This window comes from Flavobacteriales bacterium (genome assembly GCA_016715895.1).
Taxonomy (GTDB): Bacteria; Bacteroidota; Bacteroidia; order Flavobacteriales_F; family PHOS-HE28; genus PHOS-HE28.
On record JADJXH010000003.1, the window covers coordinates 1964734 to 1980016 of the forward strand.

The 15283-nt window shown below is 65.5% G+C and carries 9 protein-coding genes and 2 pseudogenes; 1 reads left to right on the plus strand and 10 read right to left on the minus strand.

The features are described 5' to 3' along the window. Positions 1–75: 75 nt before the first annotated feature. From IPM49_08540 to IPM49_08555, 4 genes are all read right to left on the minus strand, one after another. Positions 76–2478 (minus strand): ABC transporter permease, encoded by a 2403-nt coding sequence (locus IPM49_08540; GenBank protein MBK9274573.1) that lies wholly within the window; start codon positions 2476–2478, stop codon positions 76–78. 195 nt (positions 2479–2673) lie between these two features. Further along, the gene (locus IPM49_08545) at positions 2674–3543 is read right to left on the minus strand and encodes a T9SS type A sorting domain-containing protein (GenBank protein MBK9274574.1); all 870 of its coding nucleotides are present in this window, start codon (positions 3541–3543) and stop codon (positions 2674–2676) included. An 88-nt stretch (positions 3544–3631) separates the two neighbouring features. Then, positions 3632–4840 (minus strand): rhodanese-like domain-containing protein, encoded by a 1209-nt coding sequence (locus tag IPM49_08550; GenBank protein ID MBK9274575.1) that lies wholly within the window; start codon positions 4838–4840, stop codon positions 3632–3634. Between the two features lie 9 nt (positions 4841–4849). After that, the gene (locus tag IPM49_08555; GenBank protein MBK9274576.1) at positions 4850–7267 is read right to left on the minus strand and encodes an ABC transporter permease; all 2418 of its coding nucleotides are present in this window, start codon (positions 7265–7267) and stop codon (positions 4850–4852) included. 160 nt (positions 7268–7427) lie between these two features. On the opposite strand from IPM49_08555, the gene IPM49_08560 reads away from it, so the two are divergent. After that, positions 7428–7775, plus strand: coding sequence for a hypothetical protein (locus tag IPM49_08560; GenBank protein MBK9274577.1), 348 nt, complete (start codon positions 7428–7430; stop codon positions 7773–7775). 54 nt (positions 7776–7829) lie between these two features. Here IPM49_08560 and IPM49_08565 read toward each other — a convergent pair. From IPM49_08565 to IPM49_08590, 6 genes and pseudogenes are all read right to left on the minus strand, one after another. After that, positions 7830–10110 (minus strand): annotated as a pseudogene (locus IPM49_08565) (multicopper oxidase domain-containing protein). A 34-nt stretch (positions 10111–10144) separates the two neighbouring features. Beyond that, a complete protein-coding gene (locus tag IPM49_08570) occupies positions 10145–10996 on the minus strand; it encodes a DUF3347 domain-containing protein (protein MBK9274578.1) in 852 nt (283 codons plus the stop codon). 37 nt (positions 10997–11033) lie between these two features. Next, positions 11034–13462, minus strand: a pseudogene (locus IPM49_08575) (heavy metal translocating P-type ATPase). 14 nt (positions 13463–13476) lie between these two features. Further along, the gene (locus tag IPM49_08580) at positions 13477–13905 is read right to left on the minus strand and encodes a cation transporter (GenBank protein ID MBK9274579.1); all 429 of its coding nucleotides are present in this window, start codon (positions 13903–13905) and stop codon (positions 13477–13479) included. Positions 13906–13985: 80 nt separating this feature from the next. Continuing rightward, positions 13986–14549 carry a helix-turn-helix transcriptional regulator gene (locus IPM49_08585; protein ID MBK9274580.1) on the minus strand — a complete coding sequence of 188 codons (564 nt, stop codon included), beginning with the start codon at positions 14547–14549 and terminating at the stop codon, positions 13986–13988. Between the two features lie 28 nt (positions 14550–14577). Then, complete coding sequence (locus IPM49_08590) at positions 14578–15273, minus strand: ABC transporter ATP-binding protein (GenBank protein MBK9274581.1); 696 nt, start codon at positions 15271–15273, stop codon at positions 14578–14580. Positions 15274–15283 lie beyond the last annotated feature (10 nt).

Consider the following 15283-nt stretch of genomic DNA (forward strand, 5'->3'; position numbering starts at 1 on the left):
AACGAGGCGTTGCTGAGGAACGGCAGGCCCAATGCGGTGGTGGCGAGGAAGTGGCGGCGGTGCATGCGGCAGAGCTTATTCGTGACGTAGCGCCCGCACCGGATCGGTCTGCGCGGCCCGGATGGCCCGGAAGCTCACCGTGAACGTGGCGATGAGCAGCACGACCAGTCCCGCGCCCACGAAGACCAGCGGCTCGATGTGCGTGCGGAAGGCGAAGTTCTCCAGCCAGCGGCCCACGCCGAACCACGCGAGCGGTACGGCCACCAGCGCGCCTACGAGCACCAGCAGGAGGAAATCGCGGGTGACCACCCAGGTGATGCGCAGCGTATCGGCGCCCATCACCTTGCGGATGCCGATCTCCCGTGTGCGCTTCTCGGCCGTCCAGCTGGCGAGCGCGAAGAGGCCGAGACAGGCGATGAACACCGCGAGCAGCGAGAAGATGCCGACCAGCGACGCCAGGCGGCCCTGCGCTTCGTACTGCATGTCCAGCTGGTCATCGAGGAACTGGTACTCGAAGGGGAACTGCGTCGTGCGGGCGTTCCACTCCCTGCGCGCGGCCTCGATCACGGGCGTGGGGTCGCCGGCCTCGGTGCGGATGTAGATGTAGCGCAGCCATTGCCCGATGTCCCTGGTCATGTCGAACACGAAGGGCTGTACGGCCTTGAAGAGCGGATCGAAGGCGAAGTCCTTCGCCACGCCGATCACGCGTTCCTCGCCATGCGGCGTGTCCATGCGCTCGCCGATGGCCTTGGTGGGGTCCTCCGGATGCAACTGCCTCGCGAAGGTCTCGTTGATCACCACACTGAGCGAATCATCGCCGGGGAACTCCCGGCTGAACCAACGGCCGCCGAGCAGCTCGATGTCCATCGCCTCCCGGAACTCGGGGTTCACGTAGAGCGCGGGCAGGTAGGTCCATTTGCCCCGCTCCATGGTGCCCCAGTTGAACTCATGCGTGTTGTGCTTCTTGCCCAGGATGTCGTTGGCCCAGCTCACGGCCTTCACGCCGCTGATCTTCTTCAGTTCGGGGAACACGGCCGTGTAGACATCGTACATGGGCGCGCGCACCGGGATCAGCACCACCTGCTCCTTCTGGAAACCGAGGTCCACGCTGCGTAGATGGTCGTGCTGGCGCTTCACGAACACGGTGCCGATGATGAGCACGAGCGCAATGGCGAACTGCACCACCACCAGCGCTTTGCGCAGGGCCTGTCCGCGAGAGGTGCCACCGCTGTTGCCCTTCAGCACCACCGCCGGTCGGAAGTTGCTGAGGAAGAAGGCCGGATAGATGCCGCTGAGCAGCCCGAGCACGACCGCGATGCCGAGCACGCCGGGAACCAGCAGCGAAGGCAGCGGGATGCTCTCGCCCGCCAGGGAGTTGAACGCGGGCATCAGCAGCTTGATCAGCAACAGGGCGATCGATGCCGCGAGCAGGCTCATCAGCACGCTCTCCAGCAGGAATTGGGCGATCAGCTGACCGCGCGTTGCGCCCGCCGCCTTGCGCACGCCCACCTCCCGCGCGCGGTACGCACTTCGCGCCGTGGCAAGGTTCATGAAGTTGACGCCCGCCAGCACGAGGATGAAGAAGCCGATCACCCAGAGGATGTTCACGCTGCCCCGGTCGCCGTTCTGCCGCATCTCGAAGTCAAGCTTGCTGGTGAGGTGGATGTCGGCGAGCGGCTGAAGCTCGTGCCCTATCTGGTTCTTGAGGAAGTCAGGGTAGTACTTCTGGATGAAGTCCGGGAACACGCGGTCCACCTCGGCTTTCGTGACACCCTCCTTCAGCCGCACATAGGTCCAGCAGGGGTTCCACACCCAGTTGTTCTTCTCGATGTTGCGCCAGAACTGCGTGATGGTGTAGAACGAGACCAGTCCCGTGAACCTGATGTGGGAATTGCGAGGGGTCTCACCCAGGATGCCGGTCACCTGCACGTCCATGGCATTGTCCCATTTCATCATCCGGCCCATGGGGTCCTCATCGCCGAAGTACTTCTTCGCCAGCTCCTGCGAGAGCACGATGCTGCCGGGTTTGCTGAGCGCGGTCCTCGGATCGCCGACGAGCAACGGGTAGTTGAACATGTCGAACACGGTGCTGTCCACCAGGTAGAGGCCGCTCTCGGTGAACATGCGGTCGGTGCTCAGGCTGTCACCCACCTTCAAGGTGTGCTGCGGGTCCTGGAAATCGAACCAGCGGCAATAGCGTTCGATCAGCTCGGGGTGATCATGGTAGAGCGTGGGCCCGAGGCCGAAGACCATGCTGCTGCTGTGCTCGCCCTGACCTTCCATCTCGATCTCGCCCACCACGCGGTGCACGCGCTCGTGGTCAGGCACGAACCGGTCGAAGCTGCGCTGGTACCGCACATACAACCCGATGAGCACGAAGCACGCGATGCCCGTGGCCAGGCCGAGCAGGTTGATGAGGGTGTAGAGCTTCTGCTTCCAGAGGTTGCGGAAGCCGGTGAGGAGGAGGTTCTTGAGCATGATGGCGGCAACGAGGGACAGCAAGGTGCTCCTGACCACCCATACCCGCGTTGGCTTTCGTGCGCTGGCGTTGCCTCGGTGATGAACGGTTCATGGTGCCCTCGCCCTGCGGTGGTGGCCACCCGGAACAGCCGCGGGACACCGGGTGCGCGGTCCGCCGGGGCGACAGACCTGCTGGTGTGCGGTCGGGACCGATCACGGACGGATCACGCGCACCTGCCAGTCGGGCCCACGCAGCACGTACAGTCCCGGTCGCAGCGCATGGACATCCACGGAACCTCCGGCCTCCAAGCGTTCATGCGCGACCACGCGGCCCGTGGCATCCAGGATGAGGATCCTCTCCCCCGTGAACGCTTCCCCCAGCTGGCATCGGTCCGTAGCCGGATTGGGAAATGGCGACGGGACCGGGGATCGCGCCGGTTCAGGCAGGGCCAGTGTGAGCTCCTGACAGCCGTCCACAACGAGCGTATCGCCTCCTACAGCGTAGCTCCGCAGACAGCCGAACTCCTCGAACCCGAGGCATAGACGACCGAACAGGCCGCTGTGCATCCCGATGCCTTCGATGATGTATCCGCTCCACGGGCCGGCATGATAGCGATGCCGCCATGAGCTTCCGATCGGCACAGAGTCGATCGCATCCACGGTGTAGCCCTCGGCGCAATCGCCATACGTGCCACTGATCACCTGCCCTGATGCGAGCGTGAACTCGAACAACAGCTCTTCGTTCTGGAAGCCTTCGAAGACCACCCACCATCGGTCCGACACCGTGTCCTCCCTCAAGGCGCCCAGATAGTCGTCCAGCGGATCGATGGCCACCGGCACGGTCCCGCCGATCGCCCATGTCGTGTCGGTGCCGTACCGACGCAACTGGTGATAGGTCTGGTTCGCGATGGTGGTGTCGCCGTCCAGCACAATGTCGAACTCAGCATGGTGCAGGTAGGTCCCGTCGAAGTAGGCATAGGTCTCATGCCACGTGGAGCTCGGCTGGAGCCAGAAGCCTTGGGGTCGTGCCACGCTGCACAGCAACAGTGAAGCGAGCAGTACGGGCAGGTGTTGCAGGCGCATGCACGAAAGTGCGTCGGGCGAAGCACCGATCATCCCGCTCGTGGGCGTACGGTTCATTCTGCCGTGGGTACCGTCGGCCGGGGCACGATCACGGGCCCATGAGCCAGGAACGCCAAGTTCCATATCCCGGCAGGTTGTGGACCGCCCACCGCAACCCCCAGATGCCGCCGGACAGCGTGTGGACATGTGCGAACCCCCGATCGGTGAGCGATCGGGCCGCGTCGAGCACCGGTCCGCCGGTCATGTCACCGATGAGCAGGACCGGTCGGCTCCGGTCGGCCGGAAGCTCGTCGATGCGAGCCATCAGCTCCTCTGCCGGGATGTGGACCGCGCCTCGGAACCGGTTCATGGCACGTGGGCCGTTGGGACCTTGTTCATCATACTGCTCGCGGCGGCGCACGTCGATCACGGTCCAGCGTCCCGCGCTGATGGCCGCCGTATCCAGTTCGGCAGGTGGAAGCACGGTATACGGCGCGGTGGCGGTCCAGGTCCGCGCACGGCAGGGGAAGCGGTCCAGCGGCAGCTCCATCAACCCCGACAGCCCGTCGAGGAGCACATGAACGTCCGTGAACCCATTGTCCAACAAGAGGTTCGCTGCGCGGGGCGCATCGGTTCCGCCTTCATCGAAGAGCACGATGGGGCGGTCGTGCGGGAGCTCCTTCATGCGGCCGGGCAGATCCGCTCGCTGGATGTGGAGCGCACCGTCGATGCCGCCCATCGCCCACACGCGCTCGGGCCGGTGCTCGAGGTCGAGCAGGGTGTCGGGACGCACGTCCACAAGGCTGACCGGGCCCGCGGACAGCAGCGCGCACAGATCGACGGCGTTGATGATGCCATAGCGCTGCGAGCGCTCGATCAGGTCCGAAACCTGTCGCAGCCTGTCCCGTTCGAGCCAGTAGCGGCTCAGCCCGGCGTTGAGGTTGATGACATGGGTGAAGCCGCTGTCCGCAAGCGCATTGCTCGCACGGCGGCTGCGTTGGCTGTGGGAACAGTACACGATGATGGGACGGTCCCGATCCGCGCTGAGCCCGGCAAGTCGTTGTGGCAGCTCCTTGTAGCCGATGTGGATGGCGCCCTTCAACCGACCGATGTTCAACCCGGCCCATGCGGCCGTGTCATTGAACTCACCGGCCGATCGGACATCGAGCAACAGGGCGTTCGGCGAGGCGGCGAGTTCGGCCGGAAGATCCTCCAGCGCGATGCACCGGTAGCGCCGGTCGTCGCCTTCGAACTGCGCGCGGACCGGGCCGGCGAGGAGCGGGAGGAGCACCAGGGCGATGGGCTGTACGGCGCGCATGGCGTTGGTTCACTCGTATCGCAGCGCCTTCACCGGGTCGGCCACGGCCGCCCTGTACGCATGCACCGTCACCGTCACCACGGTCACCACCAAGGTGATGAGCAAGGCCGCTGCGTACAGCATCGGTGAGATGTCCGTGTGGTAGGCGAAGGTCTCCAGCCAGCGGCCGATGGCGTAGAAGGCCAGCGGGAAGGCCACGAGGAGCGCCAGGCCCAGCAGCACCACGAACTCCTTGTTCAGCCTGCCCACGATATCGATCAGCGGCGCTCCCAGCACCCTGCGGATACCGATCTCGCGGGTGCGCTGCCTCGCGGTGAAATAGGCCAGCCCATAGAGTCCCATGATGGTGAGCAGGATGGTGAGCACGGCGAATGCGGCGAAGACGCGGTAGAGCTTGTCCTCGGCCTGGTACAGCTGCGCGATGCTGTCGGTGAGGAAGCTCGCCTCCCAGGTGTCGTTGGGCCGCAGTGCCTTCCAGCGCGCCTGCAGGGCTTCAAGCTGTGCGGATGGATCACCGGGAGCAAGACGCAGCACCAGGTTGGCCACACCGTAGCGGCGATCGCTCTGGAAAAGACAGATCGGCTCGATGGGCGTATGCAGGCTGGCATAGTGGAAATCCTTCACCACACCGATCACGGAAAGCTCCTGCTCGCTGCTGTCCCCGGGCACGTAGACCTTCTCCGCGAGCGGGTCCTTCCATCCGAAGCTGCGCACGGCGCTCTCGTTCACCACCACCGCACGGTCGTTGTCGCTCGCGATGGCGGGATCGAACATGCGACCGGCCACCAGCTGAAGGCCCAGCACCTCCGGGAAGTCGGGGTCCACGTTCATGGTGGGCATGGGCTTGTCGATCTTGCCATCCGGCGTCACCACCCGCAGCACCCAGCGGCCACCGCTGTTCCCGGGGAGGCTTTGGGTGAAGGCGGCGCCGGTGACGAAGCTCTCGCGCGTGAGCTCCTGCTTCACCGGGCGCAGGGCATCCCACGCCAGCGTATCGGGCCCCGGCGGCTGGGGCATGGTGATGGTGAGCAGGTTCTCCTTGCGGAAGCCCATGTCGGTGCTGCGCAGCCAGTGCAGCTGCGCGAAGACCGCGAGCGTGCCCACGACCATGAAGAGCGCGATGGCGAATTGCGCACCCATCAGCACCTTGCGCACGCGCTGCTTCCCGGCTCCGCTCGCGATGCCTTCCTTGAGCAGCAGCTGCGGTGCGAAGCGCGAGAGGAAGAAGGCGGGATAGCTGCCCGCCACGACACCGATGAGCAGCACGATGAGCAGCACGACCGCGAAGAAGCTGCCGCGCAGCAGGTGGCCCATGCCGATCTCCTTCCCGGTGATGGAGTTGAACGCCGGCAGACAGAGCCACAGCAGACCCAGGGCGACGACGATGCCGATGACCGCGATCAGGACGCTGGCGCCGATGAACTGCGCGATGAGCTGTCCGCGTTGCGCGCCGCTCACCTTGCGCAGGGCCACCTCCTTGGCGCGGCGCGTGGCATCGGCGGTGCTCATGTTGATGTAGTTGATGCAGGCGATGGCCAGGATGAGCACCGCCACGATCGCGAAGAGCGTGACGTAGGCCTTGTTGCCCTTCTTCGGCGTGTCATAGATCAGCTCGTTGTTGAAGTGCACCTCGCGCAGCGGCTCCAGGTTGAAGCGGATCTCACCCTTGAAGCCCCAGCCCTCCCAGCGCGGCAGGATGTGCTTGGCCACGAACGCATCGATCTTCCCCTGGAAATCGCCCGCGCTGGTGCCCGGCGCCAGCACCAGGTAGTTGAAGCAGCTGTTGTTGCCCCAGCTCTGCGAAAGCTGCTCCTTCGCCTGCGGCGGAAGGCCCAGCCTGCTCATGAAGACCCCCATGGGGATGTGGGTGTTCCCGGCCTTCTCATCGATCACGCCCGCCACCTTCAGCGTGCGGCCATTGCGCGTGACCAGCTTGCCGATGGGATCCTCCGCACCGAACATGCGCGTGGCCATCTCCTGCATGATCACGATGTGGTCCGGCTCATCCAGCGCATCGGGACCGCCGTGCGTGAAGGTGAAGTCGAAGGTGCGGAAGGTGCTGGTGTCGGCGTTGTAGCCGTGCTCGGCGGTGAAGCGCTGGCCGTTGAACTCGAGCGTGGTCTGCCCCAGTTGGAAGAGCGACACCCCGGCCTCGATCTCCGGATACTCCTGCAGCAGCACGTCCATGATCGGAAAGGGCGTGATGCCGAAATCGTCCTTCGTATCGCCGAAGTGATAATGGGCCTGGATGCGGAAGATGCGGTCGGCCTTCCGATGGTGCGCATCGTAGCTCAGTTCATCCTGCACGTAGATGTAGATGAGGAAGCAGGCGACCACGCCGATGGCGAGGCCGAGGATGTTGAGCGCGGCGAACAGCTTGTCGCGCTTCAGGGTGCGCCAGGCGATGAGGAGGTAGTTGCGCCACATGGCCCCAAGGTGGAACGGGACCAGGGTGCTGCGAGGTCTGTTGTGCGCTGAAGTTGGCCGCGTGACGGGCGGTTGGCGGACCGGCCCTCATGCATGACCCGGTTGCAGGGTGCGGATGACCGCCGTCAATTCAAGCGGCGCCCCTCGTGCCTAACTATCCATGAAACTCGCGAACACCCACACCCCAATGGCCACCAAGAAGACCGCCAAGGCCCCTGTCCGGAAGACGACCGCCAAGGCCGCGGCGAAAGCCGTGAAGCCTGTCGCAAAAGCCACGAAGCCCCGCCTGGGCCTTGTGGGCAAGCCGAAGCCCAAGACCGCCCATGCGCGCATGCCCGGTGAACAGCATCCCGGCCAGACGGGCATGACGGCGCGCATGCATGAGCAGCCCGGGTCGCAGATCGAACGTGAACGCCATGTGTATGGCGGCAGCACCCGACCGAAGAGCGGAGCGGGGCGCACGAACAAAAAGGCGGTGGCCAAGTCGCGTCGCGGAACGAAGAAGTAGGCTTCGACAGCACGCCATGGGTGACTCTCCCAGCCCGCGTGAGCGCTCCACCATTCAGTAGGTCACTGTCACCCCCACGCCCCAGCCCATGTCGCTGTCGTAGTGCGTGCTCAGCGCCCAGCTCTTGTCCAGCACATAACGCAGTCGCTCCATGTGCTCCAGGTCGCTGTTGCCCATCAGGTCGAGCCGCAGGCGCGGGGTGAGCGGGATGTCCTCGCGCATCAGCTGGGCGCGTAGCTGTCCGTCGGTGTCGATGCGCGCATCGAACACAAGGAGCATGGGCAGGGTGTATTGGAACCCGGCATGCAGCACCCTCCGGCTGTTCTTGGTGTTGCGCTGCCCGAAGAGGTTCTCCTCCGCATCATCGCCGTGGCCTTCGCGCGTGCGCCAGTCGATGCCGATGTTCGGGAACCACCACTGCATCTTGCCGAGGAATCGGCCGAAGTGCATCTCCACTTCCTGCCCGTGCATGGGGGTATAGCCGAGGCGCCATTCCGCCTGCAGGTTCCAGCGCTTGTTCATCAGCATGGCCTCCCCGTCGTTGCCGTTGGTGGCGAAGTCGTTCTGGGCCATGAAGTGCCAGGCCTTGTCCTCGCGCAGGAACAGGCGCTCCGCCTTGCGGGCATCGGGCAGCACGGGGTTGGGCCGCGGCGCGGGGTTCACGAACACCCGGCCCATGCCGCTCATCATGTGGTAGAGGATGTGGCAGTGGAAGAACCAATCGCCCTCCTCGGTGGCGGCGAACTCGATGGTGTCCGTTTCCATGGGCATGATGTCGAGCACATTCTTCAACGGGGCATGCTCGCCCTGGCCGTTCACCACCCGGAAGAAGTGCCCGTGCAGGTGCATGGGGTGGCGCATCATGCTGTTGTTGGTCAGGATGATGCGCACGTTCTCGCCCTTGCGGATGAGGATGCGGTCGGTCTCGCTCACGGTGCGGTTGTCGATCGCCCACAGGTAGCGGTTCATGTTGCCCGTGAGGGTGAACTTCAGCTCCTTCACCGGACCCGGCGGCAGGGTCGTGGGCGTAGGCGAACGCAACATGGCATAGTTCAACGTCACGATGTCGGACAGCGCGTTGCTGTTGTACCGGTCTCCACCGTGATCATCTCCGGCACCTTCGGTGCGCGTGGCATCCTTCGGACCGGTGATCTCCGGATACATCACCACGTTCATGTCCATCTGTTGCAGGCTCATGTGCATGCCCATATCATCCAGGTCCCCGTTCATCTTCATCATGTCATTCATCATCTCCATGCCCTCGAAGTACTTCAGGGGCTGGAGCGGTGCGGCAAGCTGGCGGATGCCGGATCCGAGCCACACCGAGGCGGAGCGCACGCGGTCCTCGCTGGTGGCCAGCAGTTCATAGGCCGTGCTGTCCGCGGGGATGGTCACGATGATGTCGTAAGTCTCGGCCACGCCCATGATGAAGCGGTCCACCTCCACGGGCTCCACGTCCATGCCGTCGCTGGCCACCACGCTCATTTTCCCGCCGGCGTAGGTGATCCAGAAATAGCTGCTCGCCCCGCCGTTGATGAGGCGGATACGCACCCGGTCGCCGACCTTCAATTGCGGCGCATCGTCCACCGGCCGGCCATTGGCGAGGATGCGGTCGTAGTACACATCGCTCACGTCCATCGCGTTCATCCGTTTCCATTCGTTCGTGACCTTGATGCCGAGCGCACCATCCTTGATGGCATCGCTGTAGCTCTGCACCGTGCCGGGACGGATGCGGTGCTTCTTGATGGCGCTCCAGTCGTTGGCGGCGTGCAGGCGGCGGTGCACCTCCTTCGGCTTCATGTCGGTCCATTCGCTCAGGATCACCACCTGCTCGGGCATGGGATCGCGCTTCCGCTTGTGGATGATGAGCGCGCCATGCATGCCGTTCTGCTCCTGCAGGTCGGTGTGCGAATGGTACCAGTAGGTGCCGCTCTGCACCAAGGGGAACTTGTACACCTGCGTCTCGCCTGCCTTGATGGGCGCGGTGGTGAGGTATGGCACACCGTCGAGGTGGTACGGCAGGATGATGCCGTGCCAGTGCAGGGCTGGCCTCCTCGTGCGCCATGGCGTTGTGCACCACGATCAGCGCCGTGTCGCCTTCCGTGAAGGTGAGCGTGGGCATCGGGATGCTCCCGTTCACCGCGTAGGCCTTGCGGGGCTTGCCGGTGTAGTTCACGACGGTGTCCGTGATCACCAGGTCGTAGCGCGTCACCTGCGGGATGAAGTCGTCCGTGAGGATGGATGTTCCGGAGGCACTGTGCCCGGCGTGCTGCGCGATGACCTTGCCGGCCAGCGCGAGGAGGTGCAGCAGGGCGAGCAACAAGTGGCGGAGCATGTGGAAAGCGATCATGGTCCAGGCGATGTCCGGTTCACTTCACGATCGTCCCCTTCACGCTGCCGCAGGTCATCATCTGCGCGCCGTAGAAGGGGTTCTTGATGGCCTTGTCGAGGCTCAGCCAATCGGCCCCGCCCTCGTACATGGGGCAGTGGTCCAGGTACACCGGCACCGATGTCGGCGCCGCCTTCACCAGGCGGGCCATGGGGTCGGTGAGCTCCCTGAAGGCCTTGCGTTGGGCTTCCAGCCCCTTGGCGGAGGCGATCGCGGTGGCGGTGTTCGCCAGTGGCTCCATCACCTCCATCCATACAGCGTGGACCTCATGGCCCAGCGCGCTCACGTCCACCGCACGCACGGCCTCATCGAGGCGTTGTGCGGCGATCTTCGCCTTGGCCGCGTCGGAGGCCACCAAGGCATCGTTCAGCTCGAAGTAGGGGTCGAACACTGGGGCGAGGGGATCGGCCTTGGCCGTAGCCGCTGTCGACTGCTCCACCGCCGTGCTCCTGTCCGGCTGTTGCACCACGGAAGCAGCGACCGGCTCCTTCTTGAAGGTGCGCGCATAACGGCAGCATTCCGGCAGCGCCGCGTAGGCTGCATCCGGGGCGAGGTAGCGCTCGTTGTCGTAGCCGGCCTGGGCGATGCGCTGCAGCACGGCATCGGCGTCCGTGCGCGTGCTATCGTAGGTGAGCAGGGCTCGCTTGCTGTCCTTGTCCCAATCGGCGGTGGCCTCACCCTTCACGAAGGCGGCCTTCTCGATGGTCTCCTCGCACATGCCGCAGTTCCCGGTGATGGTGACCGGAACGGTGCGGGCGTTCCGGATCTGCGCCTGGCACCCGGTGACCAGGAAGGCCAGGGAAAGGCTGATGAGGAGGAATAGGGTTCTCATGGTCGTTCAGTGTTCGGTTCGTTGTTCAGTCCGTTCGTCATCGGTCCAACCGCGCCCAGCGGAGGCGCAGGCTGTTGCTCACCACGCTCACGCTGCTCAGGGCCATGGCCGCACCGGCGATCATGGGGTCGAGCAGGAAGCCGTTGACCGGGTAAAGCACACCCGCTGCGATGGGGATGCCGATGATGTTGTAGATGAAGGCCCAGAAGAGGTTCTGGCGGATGAGCGCCACGGTGCGGCGGGAAAGAGCGATGGCGCGCGGGATGGCGTTGAGGTCCGTGGCGATCAGGGTCATGCGCGCCACGTCCATGGCGATGTCGCTGCCCTTGCCCATGGCGATGCCCACATCGGCCTTCGCCAGGGCCTCGCTGTCGTTGATGCCGTCGCCCACCATGGCCACCACGTGGCCCTGCTGCTGCAGGCCGGTCACGAAGGCGCCCTTGTCCTTGGGCAGCACCTCGCTGCGAAAGTCGTCGATGCCCACGGCCTGGGCCACGGCCTGCGCGGTGCGGCGCGCATCACCGGTCTGCATGTACACCTTGATGCCGGCGCGCTTCAGGCGTGCGATGGCCGAGGCGGCCGAAGGCTTGATGCGGTCGGCGATGGCCACGGCGGCGCGCACCTGCGTGCCCTCCGCCACCCACACCACCGTGTGCGCTGCCTCCTGCCAGCGCTTCTCGTGCGTGCGCCACTCGCCGGTGACGACGATGCCGTTCTCCTCCAGCAACCGGCGATTACCCACGAGCCAGCCCGACCCGTTCACCGTGGCCTTGACGCCCTTACCGGTGAGGCTGTCGAACGCGCCCACCGCAGCGGCCTGGTGCACGCCGGCGGCATGCAGGTGCCGAACGACCGCCTCGGCCAGGGGATGCTCGGACCGCGCTTCGATCGCGAGCACCGCGGCGCCGACGGGCTGTTCGGTCAACCCCACGGCCTCCACCACCTCAGGCTTGCCTTCGGTGATGGTGCCGGTCTTGTCGAGCACGATGGCGGTGATGTTGCGTGCGCGCTCCAGGCTGTCGGCGTCCTTGATGAGGATGCCGTTCTCGGCCCCTTGCCCATGCCGGCCATGATGGCCGTGGGCGTGGCGAGGCCGAGGGCGCAGGGGCAGGCGATAACCAGCACGGTGACCAGCGCGAGCAGGCCCTGGGTGAAGGCATGCTCACCGCCGAGCACCCACCAGGCGATGGCGCTCAGCAGGGCGATGCCGATGACGATGGGCACGAAGACCGCGGCCACCTTGTCCACCAGCTTCTGCACCGGGGCCTTGCTGCCCTGGGCCTCTTGCACGGTGCGCACGATCTGGGCGAGCAGCGTGGCCGAGCCCACCTTCTCGGCACGCATGCGCAGGCTGCCTTTCTGGTTGATGGTGCCGGCCAGCAGCTTTGCACCGGCCGTCTTCGCCACCGGCACAGGCTCACCGCTCAGCATGCTCTCATTCACGTAGCTCTCCCCGCTTACCACTTCGCCGTCCACCGCGATGCTCTCGCCGGGACGCACCACGAGGATGTCGTCCACGTTCACGTCGGCGATGGGTACCTCGCGCGTGATGCCATCGGCGGCCTCGCGCAGCACCGTGTTCGGGCGTAGGCCCATCAGCTTCTTGATGGCACTGCTGGTGCCGGCCTTGGCGCGCTCCTCCAGGAACTTGCCCAGCAGGATGAAGGTGATGACCACCGCGGCGGCCTCGAAGTACACATGCGGCATCAGTCCGCGGTCGGTCCAGAACTGCGGATAGGCAGTGTTGAAGACGCTGAAGACGTAGGCCACGCCGGTGCTCAGGGCCACCAGGGTGTCCATGTTGGCGCTGCGGTGCTTCGCCTGCTTCCAGGCGTTGATGAAGAACTGCCGGCCGAAGACGAGCACCACGGGCGTGCTGAGGGCCCACATCACCAGGTTGGCCCAGGGTTCATGCATCATGAACATGCCGATCACCACCAGCGGGATGCTGAGGGCCATGGAGGCCCACAGGCGCTTCTTCAGCGAGGCCATGCGCTCACGCGCGATCGCCTCCATGTCGGCGGTGGCCTCGCGCTCCTCCCCGATGATGAGGTCGTAGCCGATGCTTTGGATCGCGGCGCGCATGCGGCGCTCATCGATCACACCGGGCACATAGCGCACCTGCACCGTGTTGGTGGCCAGGTTCACCGCGGCCTCGAGCACCCCCGGCTGGGCCTGCAGCATGCTCTCCACGCTGGCCACGCAGCTGGCGCAGGTCATGCCGGTCACCGGGAAGGTGCGCTTCACCGTGGGCACGTCGTAGCCGTTGTCGCGGATCGCCTTCACGGCATCGCGCACGGCCTCCACGGGCGTGATGCTCTGCACCACCGCGCTGCGGTTGTTCCGCTCCACGTGGTGGGTGGCGATGCTGGGCACGGTGCCCAGGGCCTTGTCCACGATCAGCGCGCAATGCTCGCTGTCCATGTTCTCCACGGGGATCACCAGGGTGCTCGTCTCGGTCTTCATGGCTGTGGGGGTGTTCAAGCGGCCACCGGCAGCAGGCCATAGCCCGCCGGGCGAAGCGCGTTGAGGAGGTCTTCCTGAGCGAGGGTGCCCTGCACCACTTCCACGTCGGCGGTGCGGGTCACGTGGTCGGCCGTGGCGCTCACCACGCCGGGCAGCTTGTTGAGGATATCGCCGGCCTTGTTGGCGCATCCGGCGCAGGTGATGCCGGTGGTGCTGAAGCGGTGCCGCTCGGTGGCGACGTTGTAGCCGGCCTTGCGGATGGCGGCGACGGCCTCGCGCACGGCCTGGGCCGAGGTGGCCGACCGCAACGTGGCCAGGTGGCGGTCGAGGTCCACACGGGCCTCCTCCAGCGTGGGCACGCCATGCAGGGCCTTCTCCACGCGCAGGGCGCAATGCGCGCTGTTCACGTCGAGCAGGGGGAGGGCGATGTTCGTGTTGTCCATGGTCGTTGGTGTTGATTGACGATGCAAAGCACCGACGACCGGGAGCGTTCCGCGTTACATCCTCATCGGGAAGGTTTACATCAACCCACCTGGTCCAGCGGGGTGCGGCCCATGCCCATGGCCTTGAAGGCGGAGGGCGTCATGCCGGTGAGCTTCTTGAACTGGGCGCTCAGGTGCGCCACGCTGCTGAAGCCCGTGCGGTCGGCGATCTCGCTCAGGGTGAGCTCGTCGTACCGGATGAGCTCCTTCACCCGCTCCAGGCGTTGAAGCAGGAAGTACTGCTCGATGGTGATGCCCTCCACCTGCGAGAAGAGCGCGGAGAGCCCAGAGTAATCGCGGTGCAGCACATCCGGCAGGTGCTCGCTCAGCTTCACGCGCCCATTGAGCTGCTCGTTGTGGTGCACCAGCTTCACGATGGCGGCCTTGATGCGGGCGATGAGGGCGGCCTCACGACCGTCCACCAGATCGAAGCCCTCGGCCTTGAGCGCGGCGCGCGTGGCCTCCATCTCGGCATCGGAGGGTTCCTGCTCCAGCTCCACCTCGCCGAGGTCCAGCTGCAGCACGCGCAGGCCCTGCTCACCCAGCACGCGCCGCACCACCGCCTTGCAGCGGTCGCACACCATGTTGCGCACCACGAGCTTCATGAAAGGCGAAGCTAGCGGAGGGGAGCGTTCACAGCAGCGCCTGAGCCGGCACGTTGCCCTCCACCACCTTTCCGTCGAGCAGCTTGATGGTGCGCTGGGCATAGCCCGCATCGCGGAGGCTGTGCGTGACGATGATGACGGTGGTGCCGGCCCGGTTCAGCTCGGTGAGCAGCCCCATCACCTCCTCGCCCATCGCGCTGTCCAGGTTACCGGTGGGCTCGTCGGCCAGGATCAGCCTGGGGCTGTTCACCACCGCACGGGCAATGGCCACGCGCTGCTGCTGGCCGCCGCTGAGCTGTTGCGGGAAGTGCTTCGCCCTGTGCGCGATGCTCATGCGCTCCATGGCCGCCTGCACGCGCTGCCTGCGATCGGCCTTGCCCATGCTCGTGTAGATCAAGGGCAGCTCGATGTTCTCGGCCACGGTGAGCTCGTCGATCAGGTTGAAGCTCTGGAAGACGAAACCGATGGTGCTCTTGCGCAGCTCGGCCCGTTTGCGCTCGTTGTGGCCGCTGACGTCCTCGCCGTTCACCATGTAGCTGCCGCTGCTGGGCGCGTCCAGCAGACCGATGATGTTCAGCAAGGTGGACTTGCCGCAGCCGCTGGGTCCCATGATCGCCACGAACTCGCCCTGGTCGATCTCGATGCTCACGTCATGAAGGGCGGTGGTCTCCACGGTGTCCGTGCGGTAGATCTTCGAGAGGTTGCGGGTGATCAGGAGGCTCATGGGGTGGGGG